This window comes from Variovorax multivorans, from assembly GCF_051216835.1.
Lineage (GTDB): Bacteria > Pseudomonadota > Gammaproteobacteria > Burkholderiales > Burkholderiaceae_C > Variovorax.
This window is the reverse complement of sequence record NZ_JBPJZL010000004.1, coordinates 213,203-232,415: the sequence shown is the minus strand read 5'-3', so window position 1 is coordinate 232,415 and position 19,213 is coordinate 213,203. Positions and strand designations below refer to the sequence as shown.

General features: G+C 65.0%; 13 protein-coding genes. 3 read left to right on the top strand and 10 right to left on the bottom strand.

Going from position 1 to position 19,213, the window contains the following annotated elements:
• Positions 1-13 precede the first annotated feature (13 nt).
• The 5 genes from odhB to ACSFCA_RS11265 form a co-directional block, all read right to left on the bottom strand.
• Complete coding sequence (odhB, locus tag ACSFCA_RS11285; RefSeq protein ID WP_435459572.1) at positions 14-1,285, bottom strand: 2-oxoglutarate dehydrogenase complex dihydrolipoyllysine-residue succinyltransferase; 1,272 nt, start codon at positions 1,283-1,285, stop codon at positions 14-16.
• Between the two features lie 54 nt (positions 1,286-1,339).
• Positions 1,340-4,216, bottom strand: a complete 2,877-nt coding sequence (locus ACSFCA_RS11280; RefSeq protein WP_258349860.1) for a 2-oxoglutarate dehydrogenase E1 component — start codon at positions 4,214-4,216, stop codon at positions 1,340-1,342.
• Between the two features lie 178 nt (positions 4,217-4,394).
• Positions 4,395-6,332 (bottom strand): propionate--CoA ligase, encoded by a 1,938-nt coding sequence (locus ACSFCA_RS11275; protein ID WP_435459834.1) that lies wholly within the window; start codon positions 6,330-6,332, stop codon positions 4,395-4,397.
• Between the two features lie 121 nt (positions 6,333-6,453).
• The gene (locus ACSFCA_RS11270) at positions 6,454-7,056 is read right to left on the bottom strand and encodes an isochorismatase family protein (RefSeq protein ID WP_258349861.1); all 603 of its coding nucleotides are present in this window, start codon (positions 7,054-7,056) and stop codon (positions 6,454-6,456) included.
• Positions 7,057-7,068: 12 nt separating this feature from the next.
• Positions 7,069-7,740, bottom strand: coding sequence for a TetR/AcrR family transcriptional regulator (locus tag ACSFCA_RS11265; protein ID WP_435459571.1), 672 nt, complete (start codon positions 7,738-7,740; stop codon positions 7,069-7,071).
• A 105-nt stretch (positions 7,741-7,845) separates the two neighbouring features.
• Here ACSFCA_RS11265 and ACSFCA_RS11260 point away from each other — a divergent pair, with 105 nt between their 5' ends.
• Together ACSFCA_RS11260 and ACSFCA_RS11255 are read left to right on the top strand one after the other, a co-directional pair.
• Positions 7,846-9,468 carry a 4-hydroxyphenylacetate 3-hydroxylase family protein gene (locus tag ACSFCA_RS11260; RefSeq protein ID WP_435459570.1) on the top strand — a complete coding sequence of 541 codons (1,623 nt, stop codon included), beginning with the start codon at positions 7,846-7,848 and terminating at the stop codon, positions 9,466-9,468.
• A gap of 10 nt (positions 9,469-9,478) precedes the next feature.
• Entirely contained in the window at positions 9,479-10,276 is a 798-nt protein-coding gene (locus ACSFCA_RS11255; RefSeq protein ID WP_435459569.1) for an alpha/beta fold hydrolase, read from the top strand.
• Positions 10,277-10,288: 12 nt separating this feature from the next.
• Here the strand turns inward: ACSFCA_RS11255 and ACSFCA_RS11250 are convergent, their stop codons facing one another.
• Positions 10,289-11,419 carry a PQQ-dependent sugar dehydrogenase gene (locus ACSFCA_RS11250; RefSeq protein ID WP_435459568.1) on the bottom strand — a complete coding sequence of 377 codons (1,131 nt, stop codon included), beginning with the start codon at positions 11,417-11,419 and terminating at the stop codon, positions 10,289-10,291.
• 241 nt (positions 11,420-11,660) lie between these two features.
• On the opposite strand from ACSFCA_RS11250, the gene ACSFCA_RS11245 reads away from it, so the two are divergent.
• Positions 11,661-12,236 (top strand): C40 family peptidase, encoded by a 576-nt coding sequence (locus tag ACSFCA_RS11245; RefSeq protein WP_093052277.1) that lies wholly within the window; start codon positions 11,661-11,663, stop codon positions 12,234-12,236.
• A gap of 90 nt (positions 12,237-12,326) precedes the next feature.
• Here ACSFCA_RS11245 and lpdA read toward each other — a convergent pair whose 3' ends face one another.
• From lpdA to aceE, 4 genes are read right to left on the bottom strand one after another with little or no spacing between them, the layout of a single operon-like run.
• Positions 12,327-14,138 carry a dihydrolipoyl dehydrogenase gene (gene lpdA, locus ACSFCA_RS11240; protein ID WP_435459567.1) on the bottom strand — a complete coding sequence of 604 codons (1,812 nt, stop codon included), beginning with the start codon at positions 14,136-14,138 and terminating at the stop codon, positions 12,327-12,329.
• Positions 14,135-14,728 carry an Ntn hydrolase family protein gene (locus ACSFCA_RS11235; protein WP_093176630.1) on the bottom strand — a complete coding sequence of 198 codons (594 nt, stop codon included), beginning with the start codon at positions 14,726-14,728 and terminating at the stop codon, positions 14,135-14,137. The genes lpdA and ACSFCA_RS11235 overlap by 4 nt, the downstream gene beginning before the upstream one ends.
• On the bottom strand, positions 14,725-16,380 hold the full coding sequence (gene aceF / locus ACSFCA_RS11230) for a dihydrolipoyllysine-residue acetyltransferase (RefSeq protein ID WP_435459566.1): 1,656 nt from the start codon (positions 16,378-16,380) through the stop codon (positions 14,725-14,727). Before aceF ends, ACSFCA_RS11235 begins: the two co-directional genes overlap by 4 nt.
• Positions 16,381-16,429: 49 nt before the next feature.
• On the bottom strand, positions 16,430-19,144 hold the full coding sequence (gene aceE, locus ACSFCA_RS11225) for a pyruvate dehydrogenase (acetyl-transferring), homodimeric type (RefSeq protein WP_258349869.1): 2,715 nt from the start codon (positions 19,142-19,144) through the stop codon (positions 16,430-16,432).
• Positions 19,145-19,213 lie beyond the last annotated feature (69 nt).

Sequence of the window (19,213 nt, the reverse complement as noted above, 5' to 3'; positions counted from 1 at the left end):
TGATTTTTTCTCCTCAGATGTCGAACAGCAGGCGCGACGGGTCTTCCAGCGCTTCCTTCATGGCAACCAGGCCCAGCACGGCTTCGCGGCCGTCGATGATGCGGTGGTCGTAGCTCATGGCGAGGTAGTTCATCGGACGGATCACGATCTGGCCGTTTTCAACCACGGCGCGGTCCTTCGTGGCGTGCACGCCGAGGATGGCCGACTGGGGCGGGTTGATGATCGGGGTCGAGAGCATCGAGCCGAAGGTGCCGCCGTTCGAGATGGAGAACGTGCCGCCGGTCATGTCTTCGATGCCCAGCTTGCCGTCTTGCGCCTTCTTGCCGAACTCGGCGATCTTCTTCTCGATGTCGGCAAAGCTCATCTGGTCGGCATTGCGCAGGATCGGCACCACCAGGCCGCGCGGCGAACCGACGGCAATGCCGATGTCGAAGTAGCCGTGGTACAGGATGTCATTGCCGTCGACCGATGCGTTGATCACCGGGTACTTCTTCAGCGCATGCACAGCGGCCTTCACGAAGAAGGACATGAAGCCGAGCTTCACGCCGTGTTCCTTGGTGAAGTTGTCCTGGAAACGCTTGCGCAGTTCCATGACGGGCGCCATGTTGACTTCGTTGAACGTGGTCAGGATGGCGTTGGTCGACTGCGATTGCAGCAGGCGCTCGGCGATGCGGGCGCGCAGGCGGCTCATCGGCACGCGCTGCTCCGGACGCTCACCCAGGTCGGGCGCGCCGGTCGGTGCTGCGACCTGCGGCAGCGCCGGCTTGGCGGCCGGTGCCGCGACGGTGGCGGCAGCCGCAGCAGGCTTGGCGCCCGAGGCAACCGCGCCGAGCACGTCACCCTTGGTGACGCGGCCGTCCTTGCCGGTGCCTGCGACGTCGCTGGTCTTCAGGTTGTTGTCTGCCAGCAGCTTGGCGGCGGCGGGCATGGCCACGTCGGACTTCGAACCACCGGTGGCGGCTGCAGCTGCTGCCGGGGCAGGCGCGGCGGCAGCCGGAGCTGCTGCTGCGGGCGCTGCCGCCGGGGTGGCGGCCGAAGCCTTGCCTTCGGTGTCGATCTTGGCGATCAGCTGATCGGCCACCACGGTGGCGCCGTCGGGCTGCACGATTTCTGCCAGCACGCCAGCCGAAGGCGCGGGCACTTCGAGCACGACCTTGTCGGTCTCGATCTCGATCAGGATTTCATCGACGGCGACGGCTTCGCCGGCCTTCTTCTTCCACGTGAGCATGGTGGCTTCGGCCACGGATTCGGAAAGCTGGGGGACTTTGACTTCTACGATAGACATTTGGAGTGAGCTCCGTTTTGTTCTTCAGGGTATTCGTGTGAAAAGAAACTGGTTTTACTTGGTCAGCACGAAGCCCTTGAGCTTGCCAAACGCGCCATCGACGAGCGCCTTCTGCTGTTCCTGGTGCAGGTGCGAGTAGCCCACCGCCGGCGATGCCGAAGCGGCACGGCCGGAGTAGCCGAGCTTCTGGCCGTCCTGCATGTTTTCGTGGATGTAGTGCTGCACGAAGAACCAGGCGCCCTGGTTCTGCGGCTCGTCCTGGCACCAGACCACGTCGACGAGGTTGGGGTACTTCTTGATCTCGGCGGCGAATGCCTTGTGCGGGAACGGATAGAGCTGCTCGACGCGGATGATCGCCACGTCTTCGTCGCCACGTTCTTCGCGCTTCTTGGCCAGGTCGTAGTACACCTTGCCCGAGCAGGCGATCAGGCGCTTGACCTTCTCGGCCTTCAGGCCCTTGCTGTCGGGAATGACGGTCTGGAAGCTGCCCTTGGTGAACTCGGACAGCGGCGAGGTCGCATCCTTGTTACGCAGCAGCGACTTCGGCGTCATGATGATCAGCGGCTTGCGCAGGTTGCGCACCATCTGGCGGCGCAGCACGTGGAAGATCTGGCTGGCCGTGGTCGGCTGCACCACCTGCATGTTGGTGTCGGCGCTCAGCTGCATGAAGCGCTCCAGGCGTGCCGAGCTGTGCTCGGGGCCCTGGCCTTCGTAGCCGTGCGGCAGCATCATCGTGATGCCGTTGACGCGGCCCCACTTCACTTCGCCCGAGGCGATGAACTGGTCGATCACCACTTGCGCGCCGTTCACGAAGTCGCCGAACTGGGCTTCCCAGATCACGAGCGTGTTCGGGTCGTTCGAGGCGTAGCCGTATTCGAACGCGAGCACGGCTTCTTCCGACAGGATCGAGTCGATCACGACGAAGGGAGCCTGGTTGTCGGCCACGTTCTGCAGCGGCGTGTAGGTGCCGGTGTCGAACTTCTCGCGGTTCTGGTCGTGCAGCACGGCGTGGCGGTGCGTGAACGTGCCGCGGCCCGAGTCTTCACCCGACAGGCGCACCGGGTAGCCGCTGGCCACCAGCGAGGCGAAGGCCATGTGCTCGCCCATGCCCCAGTCGACGTTGACGTCGCCGCGGCCCATGGCGGCGCGGTCGTCCAGCACCTTCTTCACGAGCGGATGCACGGTGAAGCCTTGCGGCGGCGTGGTGATCTTCTCGGCCAGGCGCTTCCACTCGGACGAGGGAATGGCGGTGTCGCCGGCGTCGGTCCACTTCTTGTTGAGGTACGGGCTCCAGTCGACGGCGTACTTGCTCTTGAAGTTGGTGAGCACGGGGTCGACCGTGTTCTTGCCTTCGTCGAAAGCCGCGCGCTGCGCCTTGACCATGTCGTCGCCGAGCGTGTCGCCCAGGCCTTGAGCGGCCAGCTTGTCGGCGTACAGCTTGCGCGTGCCGGGGTGCTGGGCGATCTTCTTGTACATCAGCGGCTGGGTGAGCGAAGGCGTGTCCTGCTCGTTGTGGCCCAGCTTGCGGAAGCAGATGATGTCGACGACCACGTCCTTCTGGAATTCCATGCGGAAGTCCAGCGCGAGCTGGGTGGCGAGCACCACGGCTTCGGGGTCGTCACCGTTCACGTGCAGCACCGGTGCTTCGATCATCTTGACGATGTCGGTGCAGTACAGCGTCGAGCGGCTGTCGCGCGGGTCGCTGGTGGTGAAGCCGATCTGGTTGTTGATGACGATGTGCACCGTGCCGCCGGTGGAGTAGCCACGGGTTTCGGCCAGCGCCAGCGTTTCCATCACGACGCCCTGGCCTGCGAAGGCAGCGTCACCGTGCACGATCACGGGCAGCACCTGCTTGCCCAGCGGATCGGCGCGGCGGTCCATGCGGGCACGCACCGAGCCTTCGACCACGGGGTTCACGATTTCAAGGTGCGAGGGGTTGAACGCAAGGCTCAGGTGCACCGGGCCGCCGGGGGTGGTCACGTCCGAGCTGAAGCCCTGGTGGTACTTGACGTCGCCGCTGGGCAGGTCTTCGGGGGCGGTGTGATCGAACTCGGCGAACAGGTCGGCCGGCATCTTGCCGAGCGAGTTGACCAGCACGTTCAGGCGGCCGCGGTGGGCCATGCCGATCACGATTTCCTGCACGCCCTTGATGCCGGCCTGGTTGATCAGCTCGTCCATCGAGACGATGAAGCTTTCGCCGCCTTCGAGCGAGAAGCGCTTCTGGCCGACGTACTTGGTGTGCAGGAAGCGCTCGAGGCCTTCGGCCGCGGTCAGGCGGTTGAGCACGTGCTTCTTCTGCTCGGCGCTGAGCTTGGGATTGGTGCGGGCGCCTTCGAGCCGCTGCTGCCACCAGCGCTTGTGGTTCTGGTCGGTGGTGTACATGTACTCGGCACCCATCGTGCCGCAGTACGTTTCGCGCAAGGCGTTGAGCAGGTCGCGCAGCGACATGGTCTCCTTGCCGAAGAAGGTGTTGCTGGTGTTGAACACCGTCTCGAGGTCGGCGTCGGTGAAGCCGTAGAACGAGGGCTCGAGTTCCGGAATGGCGGGACGCTCGGCGCGCTTGAGCGGGTCGAGGTCGGCCCAGCGGGCGCCGACATTGCGGTAGGCGGCAATCAGCTGCTGGACGGAAGTGCGCTTGCGGCCGAGTTCGGAATCAGCGCCGCTGGCCTGCACGACCTTGGTCGTGCCCTGCTTCGCGCGTTCGGCGAAAGCGTTGATGACCGGCAGGTGCGGGACGTCGCGGGTGTTGGTGCCGTCGGCGGCGGGAACGTTCTGCAACGCGTCGAAATACGAACGCCAGTTGTCAGGCACGCTGCCGGGGTTGGAGAGGTAGTTCTCGTACATCTCCTCGACATAGGGCGCATTGCCGCCGAAGAGGTACGTGTTGCCTTGATAGGCGGTATACGCCGATGGCGTCGATGAATCGCTCATGATCCGCTGACCTTCGCTTCCCTGAAGGAAGCACTAGCTGGTTAAGAAACCTTCCGCGACACGGCTGAACCGATTGGCGGATGCGACTGTGGCTGGGGAAGGGCCTGAGTACCTTGGCATTGTGCCACGTCAACCATATGACGGTTCGACGGGGCTTCGCAACCCCTGACCCGCTCACTCAGCCCGAAGAAAGTAACTGTTTGATCTGCTGCAGCGTGGCGGGGTCGTCGATGGTGGTCAGGTCGCCGGGGTCGCGCTGCTCGCACACGGCCTGGATGGCGCGGCGCAGCAACTTGCCGCTGCGGGTCTTCGGCAGGCCGCTGACGAAGCGCACGCGGGCCGGCCGCGCCAGGGCGCCGAGCTGGTCGGCGACCACCTTCATGATCTCGCCTTCGAGCTTCAGAGCCACGTCGGCGTCGGTCACGGCGCGGCTGTCCTTCGGCACGACGAAGGCCATGGCTACCTGCCCCTTGAGTGCGTCGGCCACGCCGACCACCGCCACTTCGGCCACGTTGGCGTGGCCCGAGATGCTCTCCTCGATCTCGCGCGTGCCCAGGCGGTGGCCCGCCACGTTGATCACGTCGTCGGTGCGCCCGAGGATGTAGAAATAGCCGTCCTCGTCGCGAATGCCCCAGTCGAAGGTCGAATAGACCATCTTGCCGGGCACGCTTTTCCAGTACGTGTTGACGAAGCGCGCGTCGTCCTTCCACACGGTCTGCATGAAGCCCGGCGGGGTCGGCCCCTCGACCACGACGACGCCCTTCTCGTTCGCGCCGGTCAACTCTTCACCGGTCGATTCGTGCAGGATCCTGACGCGGTAGCCATACATCGGCACGCCCGGGCTGCCGAACTTGCTGGCCTTGGCCTCCACGCCGTTGGCGATCGTGATCATCGGCCAGCCCGATTCGGTCTGCCAGTAGTTGTCGATGATCGGCACGCCCAGGCCTTCGCTGATCCAGCGGGCAGTCGGCTCATCGAGCGGCTCGCCGGCCAGGAACAGCGCGCGCAGCGTCGACAGGTCGTACTTTTTCAGCAGTGCCGGGTCCTGCCTCTTGAGCACGCGCACGGCCGTGGGCGCACTGAACATCACCGTGACCTTGTACTTCTCGACGAGGCGCCACCAGATGCCGCCGTCGGGCTGCCGGTCGATACCCTGCGTGGGCAGGCCCTCGTACATGATCGTCGCCATGCCGGCGATCAGCGGGCCGTAGACGATGTAGCTGTGGCCCACCACCCAGCCGATGTCGCTGGTGGAGAAGTAGGTTTCCCCGGGCCGGCCATCGAAGATGTGCTTCATGCTCGCAGCCAGCGCGACCGCATAGCCGCCCACGTCGCGCTGCACGCCCTTGGGCTTGCCGGTCGTGCCGCTCGTGTAGATGGTGTAGCTGATGTCGGTGGAGGCAAGCCATGTGCAGGTCACGCTGGCGTCGAGGTGTTTGCGGCGCAGCTCGGCGGCAAGATGGTCGCGGCCGGCCGTCAGTTCCATCGGCGCAAGGCCGCGGTCGGTCAGCAGCACCGCCGAAGGCTTGTGCTTCGACAGCCGGATCGCCTCGTCGAGCAACGGCTTGTATGCGATGACCTTGCCGCCGCGCGAGCCGGCATCGGCACTCACGATCACCTTGGGCTCGGCGTCCTCGATGCGCGTGGCCAGCGAGCCGCTCGCGAAGCCGCCGAACACCACGCAGTGGATCGCACCGATGCGCGCGCAGGCCAGCATGGCGAAGGCTGCCTCCGGAATCATCGGCATGTAGATGAGCACGCGGTCGCCCTTGCCCACACCCAGCTCGACCAGGCTGGCCGCGGTGCGCTGCACCTCGGCGTGCAGTTTGGTGAAGCTGTAGCTCTTCTCGACGCCGGTTTCGGTGGAAACGAAGATCAGTGCGGGCTGGTCGCCCCGTGCCGCCAGATGCCGGTCGACGGCGTTGTGGCAGAGGTTGGTCGTACCACCCACGAACCAGCGCGCAAACGGCGGCTGGCTGGCGTCGAGGATCTGTTGCGCGGGCGCCTGCCAGTCGATCAGCTTCGCCTGCTCGGCCCAGAAGGCCTCGGGCGCATCGACGGATTGGCGATAGAACTCTTCGTAGCGGCTCATCTTGATTTGTCTCCTGTTATTTATTCCGTTCCGGCGGCAGCGCCAAAACTGAATTCATAATTATGGAGACCGATCTTGCAGCAAGCTGACGGCCGGAACAATCCGGCCGAGCCCTGCCGCGCAGGCTGCAGGGCCTGCGGTCCGGTTACCGGACGAGCGAAAGCAATTCAGGAAATGCGGGGTGCTCCGCCGTACGCAGCCACTCGAAGCCGACCATCTCGGTCGTCACGAGCTCGGCGCCGGCGCCGGCCAGCCGGTCGAAGGCGGCATCGCGGTTGCGCTCGGTGCGCGAACTGCAGGCATCGGTGACGACCCAGACTTCGAATTCGTCTTCCAGCAGGTCGAGCGCGGTCTGCAGCAGGCAGACATGGGCTTCGCAGCCGGCGATCACGATGCTGTTGCGCTCCTCGGCCGCGGCAGCGGGCTTTTGCAGATGCTTGGGCAGACTGCGTGCGTTGCCCTGCGGCGCCTTGGCTGGCACGCGCAGCCACTCGCCCAGGCCCTCTTCCACGCCGCTGAAGTGCATCTTCGACAGGGTACGCTGGCACAGCGCGCGGATGTCGGGCAGGTTCTCGCCCAGGCTGGATGGGTTGTGCTCTGTGCCGAACACCGGCACCTGGAACAGCCGCGCCATCTTGCCGAGCCGCACTGCGTTCTGCGCGACCGCATCTCCCTCGAAGATCGCCGGCATCAGCCGCGCCTGGTAGTCGACCAGAACGAGTTGGGATTGCGAGGCGTCGAGCAGCATGAACAGTTTCTTTCAGGTATCGGTTGAATTGGGCTGAACCGTACCACCGAAAAGACCGGCTTGGCGCGGGCCGCCATCGACGCGCTGCACGAGTTGCGCAACGTAGGCTTTGAACAGCGCATCGGCCGACTGCCTGAACATGCGGATGCGCCCGGTGTGCTGCATCAGCAGCAGGCCGACGCCGTGCGCGAACAGCGAAGTGTTTTCCTGCAAGGCGGCGTCTGCGTCGAGCCCCATCGCCTGCAGCGCTTCTTCGCACGGGCGCAAGGCCTGGTAGAGGTGGTCGTTCAGTTCGTGGTCTAGCTCGCTGGTCAGGCCGCGCGGGCGCATGCCCTGCACCAGATAGAAGCCCAGGTCGAGTTCGCGCGGGTTCGCGGCGTAGAAGTCGAACCACGCCTGGGCCTTGGCGGCGAGCGTCTGGTCGGGGCTGTCCGGCGCCACGGGGGCATCGGCCACGGCCGCCTGCAAGCGCTGGATCGACTCGCCGAGCAAGGCCGCGTAGATCGCCTCCTTGCTCTCGAAGTACGAATAGATCGCGCCCGGCGTGTAGCCGGCCTTGCGGGCAATTTCGCGAATGCTCGCGCCCTCGATGCCGGCCTCCAGGAAGACCGCGCGAGCGGCGTCGAGCACGAGCGTGCGGCGGGCGTCGGTGAGCGCCTGGCGGCGTTGGAGCTTGGCGTGCATGGGCGGGACTATAGCCCCTGGATTGATCACAGCTCCAATTTTTTAATCGTTGATTGAAAAATTGAACGATGTTTAAATTTGGACAAAATCCAGGAGACAAACACGATGAACGCCCCGCTCCCCAGCGCCACCCTCATGTCCGGCAACGACTACCGCGAGTCGCTGCGTCGCTACAGCCCCAACGTCTTCGTCGATGGCCGCCGCGTCGACAGCGTGGCCGACGAACCGGCGTTCCAGCCCGGCATCAATGCCATCGCCCTCACCTACGACTACGCCCTGAAGAAGGAATACGAGCCACTGATGACCGCCGTGCAGCACACCAGCGGCAAGCGAGTCAACCGGCTGTCCCACATCAACACGGGCGCTGGCAACCTGCTCAACAAGCTCGAAGCCGTGCGGCTGGTGTGCCAGGAAACGGGCTGCGCCCAGCGCTACCTGACGCACGATGCGCTCAACGCCATCGCCCAGGTGTCGGCCCGCATCGACGACGCCCGCGGCAGCACCGAGCACACCGCCCGCTTCCACGACTACCTGCATCGCGTGCAGGACCAAGACCTGACGCTGGGCGTGGCCATGACCGACGCCAAGGGCGACCGCAGCCGCCGGCCGCACGAGCAGGCCAACATCGATAGCTACCTTCACGTGGTGGAGCGCAACGCGCGCGGCATCGTCATATCGGGCACAAAGGCCATCGTGACCGGCGCGCCCTATGTGCACGATCTGCTGGTCATGCCCTGCCGCAACATGGGCAAGGAGGATGCCGATTTCGCCGTCTGCTGCGCCGTGCCGCTGGACGCGCCCGGTCTCACCATCGTCGCCCGGCCAGCCGGCCGGCCCGGCGAAAAGCTCGAGCACGGCGACGCACTTTTCAGCCGCAAGTACGGCCAGAGCACCGGCGTGTGCATGTTCGACAGGGTCTTCGTGCCGTGGGAGCGCGTGTTCTACGCCGGCGAGTGGGAACATTCCGGCCACCTGACCTACAGCTACGCCACGCACCACCGCCACAGCTGCATCGGCGCGCGCGCCGGCTTCGGCGACCTGCTGATCGGCGCCGGCGCACTGATGTGCGAGGCCAACGGCTTCGACCCGGGCAAGGAAAGCCACCTGCGCGAGCAGATGGTCGAGCTCATCACCATCACCGAGAGTTTCTTCGCCTGCGGCGTGGCGGCCAGTGTCTACGGCAAGGCCGACGAGCACTGCGAAGTCTTCATGCCCGATGCGGTATTCAGCAACATCGGCAAGCTGCTGCTGGCCACCAAGATCTACGACATGCACCGCATCGCGCACTACGTGAGTGGCGGCCTGATCGTCACCCTCCCCGGCCCCGACGAAGACCACAACCCCGAGACCGCCGCCCGCCTTTCAGACGTGCTGCGGGCCAACCCGGCCATTCCCTACGAGCAGCGCATCGAAACAGCCCGCTTCATCGAAGACCTGACAGCTGGCTACCAAGGCGGCTGGTACAGCGTGATCAGCCTGCACGGCGGCGGCTCGCCCGCAGCCATGAAGCAAGAGATCTGGCGCAACTACCCGGTCGGCTCCAAGGTCGAGCTGGTAGAACGCATCCTCGAACGCGGCGTCGCGGCCGACGGCTCGGCCGCCGCCGCGCCGCACGACCCGGGCCGCGCCATCACCCGCAACCGCCAGCCCGGCAAATGCTGCGACACCGGCTGCACCACGCCCGGGCAACCCGTGATGGTCGATCTGCCGGCATCGCGGCGCGCCTAGACTCAGGCGGATGAAGATCTTCTCGAAGCGGCTGTGCCTCGCAGCGCTGGGCGTGGGTGCCGCACTGCTCGTCGTGGCCTGCGGCGGCGTGCGCAAGGCCACGGTGCCGATGGCGACCTCGCTCGAAAAAAGCAGCTGTGCGCGCAGCGATGTCGACACGTTGCTGGTGATGCTTCCCGGCGCGTACTCGACGCCCGACGAGTTCGAGCGCGAAGGCTTCGTCCGCGCCGTCCGCGAGAACCGCATCGCGGCGGACGTGATGCTGGTCGACGCGCATCTCGGCTACTACAACAGCAAGACCATCCTCGAGCGACTGAGCGCCGACGTGATGACTCCGGCGCGCAACCAGGGCTACAAGCACATCTGGTTCGTCGGAATTTCCCTCGGCGGCTTCGGCGGGATGCTCTATGCGCAGACGCACCCCGGCGAACTCGCGGGGCTGGTGACGCTCGCGCCCTACCTCGGCGAGCGCACGCTCGGCACCGACATCGCCAATGCCGGCGGCCTTGCCAAGTGGAACGGTCCGCTGGTCGATCCGGCCGAGAGCCCTCCCCGCACGCCCAACGAAACGCAGCTCTGGCAATGGCTGCGCGGCTACGCCGGCTTCACGAACACGGCGAGCGCCCGGCCGCCGCTCTACCTGGGCTATGGCGTCGACGACCGCTTTGCCTTCAGCAACCGGCTGCTCGCGAAAGTGCTGCCGGCCGAGCGCGCATTCACGACCGAGGGCGGCCACGACTGGCCCGAATGGACTCGCCTCTGGCGCCGCATGCTGCCGACCCTGCCTCTGCCGGGTTGCCCGGGCTGAAAGCGCCGCGCCCTAGTTCGGCCGCAAGCGCAGCAGCTTGCCGTCGGCCTCATCGGTCAGCACGTAGAGCAGTCCATCGGGCCCCTGCTTCACGTCGCGGATGCGAGCACGCCCCTCAGCCAGCAGCTTGTGCTCGGCCACTACCTTGCCGCCCTTCAATTCGATGCGGTCGAGATAGCCAAACTTGAGCGAACCCACGAACAGGTTGCCCTTCCAGCCCGCGCCGTACCGGTCGCTGATAAGAAACGCCATGCCGGACGGCGCGATCGACGGCACCCAGTAGTGCAGCGGCTGCTCCATGCCGTCTTTGGCGGTGATGCCGTCGCCGATCTTGCCGCCGCCGTAGTTCTCGCCATAGGTGATCACGGGCCAGCCGTAGTTGCGGCCGGCCTGCGGGATGTTGATTTCGTCGCCGCCCTGCGGGCCGTGCTCGGTCATCCAGAAGCGGCCGTCGGGCGCGAGCGCTGCGCCCTGGCCGTTGCGGTGGCCGTAGCTCCAGATCTCGGGCAACGCACCCGCCTTGCCGACGAAGGGGTTGTCCTTGGGCACTGTGCCGTCCTTGCCGATGCGCACGATCTTGCCAAGGTGGTTGTCGAGCTTCTGCGCATCTTCCTTGCGACTGAAACGGTCGCCGAGCGTAAGAAACAGCGTGCCGTCGCGCGCCTCGACGATGCGACAGCCGAAGTGGTTGCGGCTCGCCACCTTCGGCTGCTGGCTGAAGATGATCTTCAGGTCTTCGAGCTTCGTGCCGTCGGCAGACAGATTGGCGCGGGCCAGCGCCGTGCTGTTGGCCGAACCGCCGGCATCGGGTTCGGAAAAGCAAAAGTACAGCGTGCGGTTTTTCTCGAAGCCCGAATCGGCCAGCACGTCGAGCAGACCGCCCTGACCGCCTGCTGCGATGGGAGGCAAACCCGCAATGGGTGCGCCGATCTTTCCGTCGGCATCGATCAGCCGGAGGCGGCCGGGCCGCTCTGTCACCACGAATCGACCGCCCGGCAGAAAGGCGACGCCCCAAGGGTTTTCCAGGCCCGTAGCCACCGTTTCGGGGCGCATCTGTGCCATCGCATTGACACAAAGACCCAGCGCGGCAACCACTGCAAAGCGGCAAACAAGAGAAAAGGACGGCTGTATCTGCAAGTTCATGACTTTTCCGGGTAGTTGCGGCGATCTTGGCGAGAAATAGCAACCGAATCCAGCTTGACAGCCGGTTCACCCGAAGCCCAAAGGCCCATTCGCGGTCAACCACTTATGAGCAATAAACGTTCACCGTTACATTTTTTCTTCGACCGGATCAAAATTTTTCATGTAAATCAATAACTTACAGATGCATTCGCTAATTCTGATTAAATTGACATAACCGCGCGTCATCAATATCCTACGCGCCATGCGTTTTTTCGTCCTACCCGCGTCCCTCCTATTTGCCGTCGCTGTTCATGCGGCCCCTCAACAGGAAAAGACCGATGACGAGTTGGCACGAATGCTGGCCGACAAAGGCATCATCGGGCAGCTCAAGCAGGTTCGCCAAACCGTCACAGAGCGCACTTCCGATCTGGTGGTGACTGCCATCGGTTTCTTGGGCGTTCCCTATCGCCGCGGCGGCAACACCGCCGAATCGGGTTTCGATTGCAGCGGCTTCGTCCGCGCCATGTACAACCAGACGGTCGGCCACATGCTCCCGCGCCGTGCCGAAGAGCAAGCTGCCGCCACCGAGAAGATCGACGCCAGCCAGCTCAAGCCTGGCGACCTCGTGTTCTTCAACACCATGCGCCGCGCCTTCAGCCATGTCGGCATCTATGTCGGCGAAGGCAAGTTCATCCACTCGCCCCGCTCCGGCGCGCAGGTTCGCGTGGAAGACATGAACGGCAGCTACTGGCAGCGCCGCTTCGACGGCGCCCGCCGCGTGTTGGGTGGACCGACGGACGAAGTGAAGGCTGCAGCCGTCGCCAATACCGGCAACTGAGCCTTCCCCCGAATTCAGAACGAAAAAAATCCCGCCTCGGCGGGATTTTTCATGGGCGCTCGATCAGCAGCGCCCTTCTGTTCTGTCTTGTCAGCTCTTCTTCGCAGGCGGCAGATCGGTACAGGTGCCGTGCGCCACTTCCGCCGCCATGCCGATGCTTTCGCCCAGCGTCGGATGCGGATGGATGGTCTTGCCGATGTCGATCTCGTCCGCACCCATCTCGATGGCCAGCGCGATCTCTCCGATCATGTCGCCAGCGTGCGTGCCGACGATGCCGCCGCCGAGGATGCGATGCGTCTCTGCATCGAACAGCAGCTTGGTGAAGCCTTCGTCGCGGCCGTTGGCAATGGCACGGCCCGAGGCCGTCCACGGGAAGTGCCCCTTCTTGATCTTGATGCCTTCGGCCTTGGCCTGATCTTCGGTGAGGCCCACCCACGCCACTTCAGGGTCGGTGTAGGCCACGCTCGGGATCACGCGGGCATTGAAGGCGGCGCTGGAGAGCTCCTTGTCGCCCTTCTGCTCGCCGGCAATGACTTCAGCTGCCACGTGCGCCTCGTGCACCGCTTTGTGCGCCAGCATGGGCTGACCCACGATGTCGCCGATGGCGAAGATGTGGGGCACGTTGGTGCGCATCTGGATGTCGACCGGAATGAAGCCACGGTCGCTCACGGCCACGCCGGCCTTCTCGGCGCTGATCTTCTTGCCGTTGGGGCTGCGGCCCACGGCCTGCAGCACCAGGTCGTACACCTGCGGCTCCTTCGGTGCCTGCTCGCCCTCGAAGGTGACCTTGATGCCCTCCTTCGTGGCTTCGGCGCCGACCGTCTTGGTCTTGAGCATGATGTTGTCGAAACGCGGCGCGTTCATCTTCTGCCAGACCTTCACGAGGTCGCGGTCGGCGCCCTGCATGAGGCCGTCGAGCATTTCGACCACGTCCAGGCGCGCGCCCAGCGTGGAATACACCGTGCCCATTTCAAGGCCGATGATGCCGCCGCCCAGCACCAGCATGCGCTTGGGGTCGGTGCCCATCTCGAGCGCGCCGGTCGAGTCGACCACGCGCGGGTCTTTTGGCATGAAGGGCAGGCTCACCGACTGCGAACCGGCCGCGATGATCGCGTTACGGAACTTGACGGTCTGCTTGCTGCCCGTGGTGTCCCAGCTGGTACCGGAGGTTTCTTCGACCTCGATGTGGTACGGGTCGATGAAGTTGCCGACGCCGCGCAGCACCGTCACCTTGCGCATCTTGGCCATGGCCGTGAGGCCGCCGGTGAGCTTGCCCACCACCTTGTTCTTGTGGCCGAGCAGCTTGGCGCGGTCGACCGTGGGCGCGGCAAAGCTCACGCCGAGGTCGGCGAAGTGCTTGACCTCGTCCATGACGGAAGCCACGTGCAGCAGCGCCTTCGACGGGATGCAACCGACGTTCAGGCACACGCCACCGAGAGTGGCGTAGCGCTCGATCAGCACGACCTTCAAGCCGAGGTCGGCTGCACGGAAAGCGGCCGAATAACCGCCGGGGCCGGCGCCGAGCACGATCACGTCGCACTCGACATCGACCTTGCCGCCGTAGCTCGACACGGCCACGGCCGCCGAGGCGGGGGCCGCCTTGGGTGCCGGGGCTGCAGCCGCTGGCGCAGGCGCCGCCGCTGCGGGCGCGGGCGCCGCGGCGCCGCTCACCTCCAGCGTCAGCACGACCGAGCCTTCCTTGACCTTGTCGCCCACCTTCACGGCCAGCGCCTTCACCACGCCGGCGGCGGACGACGGAATCTCCATCGAGGCCTTGTCCGATTCGACCGTGATCAGCGACTGCTCGGCCTTGACCGTGTCTCCGACATTGACCAGCACCTCGATCACCGCGACTTCGTCGAAGTCGCCGATATCGGGCACCTTGATTTGTTGTTCGCTCATTTGGACACTTTCAGTTTGAGTGTGAGAACGTCGACCGGTGGGGCCGAATTGCGATCGAATTCGCAGGCGGCGGCAATGCCTGCCTCCGCCACGTCGCGCGAGGTGCGCGACTTGATGTCATAGGCCGCGTGCATGGCGCCGAGTGCAAAGCTGCGTCCCGAGCCTATGGCCCAGAACTCCTTGAACTCGAACACCTCGCGGTAGCTGTAGATGCCGTAGATGCCGCTCTGGTTGGCCATCAGCATCGTGAACTGGCTCGACTCGTAGGGCTCGTGCTCGTCTTCCTTGGTCTGCATGAAGAACGTGTCCTTCAGCACCGGATGCAGCATCGTGAAGGTGCGGAAGATCTCGTGCTTGCTGCCGAACAGCAGTTTCTCGCGCTCCTGCGCGGCCAGCGCGTGCTGCAGCACCAGGAAGTGCGCGGCGGCGCCGGCCACGGCGAACAAGCTCTGCCCCGCCGCGTCCTCGACGGTGAAGATCTTCTGGTTGGCTTCGGCGCGGTGCGAAAGCCGCGTGTCGCCGAAGGTCACCAGAGAATCGGCTGCCATCGTGACCTGGCCGCCTTTGCGGACGGCCACTACGGTGGTCATAGCAGGATTCGACGGTAGTCCGCGAGCACCTGGCCCAGGTAGGCGTTGAAACGCGCAGCCAGGGCGCCGTCGATCACGCGGTGGTCGTACGACAGCGACAGCGGCAGCGTGAGACGCGGCACGAACTGCTTGCCGTCCCACACCGGCTTCATCTGGCCCTTGGAGAGGCCGAGGATGGCCACTTCAGGAGCGTTGATGATGGGCGTGAAGTGCGTGCCACCGATGCCGCCGAGCGAGCTGATCGAGAAGCAGCCGCCCTGCATGTCGGCCGAGCCGAGCTTGCCGTCGCGCGCCTTCTTGGCGAGTTCGCCCATCTCGGCGCTGATCTGCAGGATGCCCTTCTTGTCGGCATCTTTCAGCACCGGCACCACGAGCCCGTTGGGCGTGTCGGCCGCGAAGCCGATGTGGAAGTACTGCTTGTAGACCAGTTGATCGCCGTCGAGGCTGGCGTTGAAGTCGGGGAACTTCTTCAGCGCCGAGACCACCGCCTTGATCACGAAGGCCAGCATCGTGACCTTGACGCCCGACTTCTCGTTCTCCTTGTTGGTGGAGACGCGGAAGGCTTCGAGCTCGGTGATGTCGGCTTCGTCGTTGTTGGTGACGTGCGGAATCATCACCCAGTTGCGATGCAGGTTCGCGCCGCTGAGCTTCTTGATGCGCGACAGGTCCTTGCGCTCGACAGTGCCGAACTTGGTGAAGTCGACCTTGGGCCACGGGATCAGGCCCAGCGCCGCGCCGTCGGCGCCGCCCCCTGCCGGCGCCTTGGCCGCCGAGGCCTTGGTGCTGGCCTGGCCGCTCATCACGGCCTTGGTGAAGCTCTGGACGTCTTCCTGCGTGATGCGACCCTTGGGACCGGAGCCCTTGACCTCTTCGAGCGGCACGCCGAGTTCGCGGGCGAACTTGCGTACCGAGGGCGAGGCGTGCGGCAGGCCGGCGCTGGGCGCGACCGTCGGCTGGTGGGCCGGAGCGGCTGCAGCAGGCGCCGATGCGGCGGCGGCCGCTGCGGGCGCGCTGGCAGTTGCGGTTGCCGGGGCGGCGGCCGCAGCCTGTGCAGGCGCCGGGGCAGCAGCGCCCGCAGTACCTTCGAGCACGGCAATCAGGTCACCGATGTTGACCGTGTCGCCGACCTTGACCTTGAGTTCCTTGAGCACGCCGGCAGCCGACGACGGAATCTCCATCGAGGCTTTGTCCGACTCCACCGTGATCAGCGACTGCTCGACCTTGATCGCGTCGCCCGGCTTCACGAGCACTTCAATGACGGCGACGTCCTTGAAATCGCCGATGTCCGGCACCTTGATCTCGACCGGACCCGAGGCTGCCGGGGCGGCAGCAGGAGCTGCGGCGGCCGGCGCAGGCGCGGCGGCTGCGGGAGCCGCTGCAGGCGCAGGGGCCGGCGCTGCTGCAGCACCCGCTCCCTCGGCCTCGAGCACGAGCACCACCGAGCCCTCCTTCACCTTGCTGCCGACTTCGACCTTCAGTTCCTTGACCACACCGGCCGTGGACGACGGGATTTCCATCGATGCCTTGTCCGATTCGACTGTGATGAGCGACTGCTCGGCCTTGACCGTGTCGCCCACCTTCACGAGCACCTCGATCACCGCGACTTCATCGAAATCGCCGATGTCCGGCACCTTCACTTCCACTGCTGCCATATCGTTGTCTCCCGCCGTAAGGCGCCGTTCGTTCGTTGGTTGTTGATGTTCAAGCGTAAAGCGGGTTGACCTTGTCGACATTGATGCCGTACTTCTTGATCGCTTCCACCACCTTGGCCACCGGCACGGTGCCATCTTCGCTCAGCGCCTTGAGCGCGGCCACCACGATGTAGTGGCGGTTGATCTCGAAGTGCTCGCGCAGCTTGTTGCGGAAGTCGCTTCGGCCGAAGCCGTCGGTGCCAAGCACCTTGTAGGTGCGGCCCTTCGGGATGAAGGGGCGGATCTGCTCGGCATAGGCCTTCATGTAGTCGGTCGATGCGACCACCGGGCCGGCCGAGGCGCCGAGCTGCTCGGCCACGAAGGGCACGCGCGGGGTCTGGTCGGGGTGCAGCAGATTCCAGCGGTCGGCATCCTGGCCGTCGCGGGTGAGCTCGTTGAAGCTCGGGCAGCTCCACACGGAAGCCGACACGCCCCAGTCCTTTTCGAGCAGCTCTTGCGCAGCGAAGCTTTCGCGCAGGATGGTGCCGCTACCCAGCAGTTGCACCGTGGGTGCCTTGGCCTTGAGCGCGGGCCCCTGCTTCGACAGGTACATGCCCTTGATGATCTGCTCTTCGGTACCGGGCTGCAGGCCAGGCATCGCGTAGTTCTCGTTGAGCAGCGTCAGGTAGTAGTAGACGTTGTCCTGCTTCTCGACCATGCGCTTGAGGCCATGGTGCAGGATGACGCCGACTTCGTGCGCGAAGGTCGGGTCGTAGCTCACGCAGTTCGGGATGGTGTTGGCCAGGATGTGGCTGTGACCGTCTTCGTGCTGCAGGCCTTCGCCGTTCAGCGTGGTGCGCCCCGAGGTGCCGCCGAGCAGGAAGCCGCGCGCCTGCATGTCGCCGGCCGCCCAGGCCAGGTCGCCGATGCGCTGGAAGCCGAACATCGAGTAGTACACGTAGAACGGCACCATGATGCGGTTGTTCGTGCTGTACGACGTGGCTGCCGCGATCCAGCTCGACATGCCGCCGGCTTCGTTGATGCCTTCCTGCAGGATCTGGCCGGCCTTGTCTTCCTTGTAGTACATGACCTGGTCTTTATCGACCGGGGTGTACTGCTGACCGTGCGGGTTGTAGATGCCGATCTGGCGGAACAGGCCTTCCATGCCGAAGGTGCGCGCCTCGTCCACCAGGATGGGAACCACGCGCGGGCCCAGCGCCTTGTCGCGCAGCAATTGCGTGAGGAAGCGCACGTAGGCCTGCGTGGTCGAGATCTCGCGGCCCTCGGCTGTGGGCTCCATCACCGCCTTGAAGGTGTCGAGCGACGGCACCGTGAAGCTCTCGTCGGCCTTGACGCGGCGGTGCGGCAGGTAACCGCCCAGGGCCTTGCGGCGCTCGTGCAGGTAACGCATTTCCGGCGTGTCGTCGGCCGGCTTGTAGAACGGCAGCTCGGCAATCTGGCTGTCGGGAATCGGGATGTTGAAGCGGTCGCGGAAGGCCTTGATGTCGTCGTCGCTCAGCTTCTTGGTCTGGTGGACCGTGTTCTTGCCCTCGCCGATCTTGCCCATGCCGAAGCCCTTGACGGTCTTGACGAGCAGCACCGTGGGCTGGCCGGTGTGGTTCTGGGCGGAGTGGAAGGCGGCAAACACCTTCTGCGAGTCGTGACCGCCGCGCTGGAGGTTCCAGACCTCGTCGTCGGTCAGGTGCTCGACCATCTTCAGCGTGCGAGGGTCGCGGCCGAAGAAGTTCTTGCGGACGTAGGCGCCGTCGTTGGCCTTGAACGACTGGTAGTCGCCGTCGTTGCACTCCATCATGATCTTGCGCAGCGCGCCGTCATGGTCCTTCTCGAGCAGAGCGTCCCAGCCCTTGCCCCAGATCAGCTTGACGACGTTCCAGTTGGCGCCGCGGAACTCGCCTTCGAGCTCCTGGATGATCTTGCCGTTGCCGCGCACCGGGCCGTCCAGGCGCTGCAGGTTGCAGTTGATGACGAAGATCAGGTTGTCGAGGTTCTCGCGCGCCGCGAGGCCGATGGCGCCCAGCGATTCGACCTCGTCCATTTCACCGTCGCCGCAGAAAACCCAGACCTTGCGGTTCTCGGTGTTGGCGATGCCGCGTGCATGCAGGTACTTGAGGAAGCGCGCCTGGTAGATCGCCATCAGCGGGCCAAGGCCCATCGAGACGGTGGGGAACTGCCAGAACTCCGGCATCAGCTTGGGATGCGGGTAGCTCGACAAACCCTTGCCGTCCACTTCCTGGCGGAAGTTGAGCAGTTGCTCTTCGGACAGGCGGCCTTCGAGGTAGGCGCGGGCATAGATGCCGGGCGAAACGTGGCCCTGGATGTAGAGCAGGTCGCCGCCGTGGTTTTCGCTCTCGGCGTGCCAGAAGTGGTTGAAACCGGCGCCGAACATGCTTGCCAGCGACGCGAAGGAGCCGATGTGGCCGCCCAGGTCGCCGCCTTCGGCCGGATGGTGGCGGTTGGCCTTGACCACCATCGCCATTGCGTTCCAGCGCATGTAGGCGCGCAGGCGCTGTTCGATCTCGAGATTGCCGGGGCTGCGAGCCTCCTGCGAAGGCTCGATGGTGTTGACATAGCCGGTGTTGGCCGAGAACGGCATGTCGACCGTGTTCTGGCGGGCATGTTCGAGCAGTTGCTCGAGAAGGAAGTGGGCCCGCTCCGGACCCTCGCTCTGGATGACGGAGGACAGTGCATCCATCCATTCACGGGTTTCCTGGGCGTCCGCATCGTTTGCGGCCGAGCCGAACAGGTTCTCGGGATTTGCCGACATGCTTGTCTCTCCTTTTAGGGCTGTGGCGGTAATTTAGTGCGCTATGGGATCAGCGCGGCGGAGTTTCTC

Excerpts from the sequence above, each read along its gene's own strand:
- odhB (WP_435459572.1), bottom strand. The coding sequence starts at position 1,285 with ATGTCTATCGTAGAAGTCAAAGTCCCCCAGCTTTCCGAATCCGTGGCC.
- ACSFCA_RS11280 (WP_258349860.1), bottom strand. The coding sequence starts at position 4,216 with ATGAGCGATTCATCGACGCCATCGGCGTATACCGCCTATCAAGGCAAC.
- ACSFCA_RS11270 (WP_258349861.1), bottom strand. The coding sequence starts at position 7,056 with ATGCTGCTCGACGCCTCGCAATCCCAACTCGTTCTGGTCGACTACCAG.
- ACSFCA_RS11265 (WP_435459571.1), bottom strand. The coding sequence starts at position 7,740 with ATGCACGCCAAGCTCCAACGCCGCCAGGCGCTCACCGACGCCCGCCGC.
- ACSFCA_RS11260 (WP_435459570.1), top strand. The coding sequence starts at position 7,846 with ATGAACGCCCCGCTCCCCAGCGCCACCCTCATGTCCGGCAACGACTAC.
- ACSFCA_RS11255 (WP_435459569.1), top strand. The coding sequence starts at position 9,479 with ATGAAGATCTTCTCGAAGCGGCTGTGCCTCGCAGCGCTGGGCGTGGGT.
- ACSFCA_RS11250 (WP_435459568.1), bottom strand. The coding sequence starts at position 11,419 with ATGAACTTGCAGATACAGCCGTCCTTTTCTCTTGTTTGCCGCTTTGCA.
- ACSFCA_RS11245 (WP_093052277.1), top strand. The coding sequence starts at position 11,661 with ATGCGTTTTTTCGTCCTACCCGCGTCCCTCCTATTTGCCGTCGCTGTT.
- lpdA (WP_435459567.1), bottom strand. The coding sequence starts at position 14,138 with ATGAGCGAACAACAAATCAAGGTGCCCGATATCGGCGACTTCGACGAA.
- ACSFCA_RS11235 (WP_093176630.1), bottom strand. The coding sequence starts at position 14,728 with ATGACCACCGTAGTGGCCGTCCGCAAAGGCGGCCAGGTCACGATGGCA.
- aceF (WP_435459566.1), bottom strand. The coding sequence starts at position 16,380 with ATGGCAGCAGTGGAAGTGAAGGTGCCGGACATCGGCGATTTCGATGAA.
- aceE (WP_258349869.1), bottom strand. The coding sequence starts at position 19,144 with ATGTCGGCAAATCCCGAGAACCTGTTCGGCTCGGCCGCAAACGATGCG.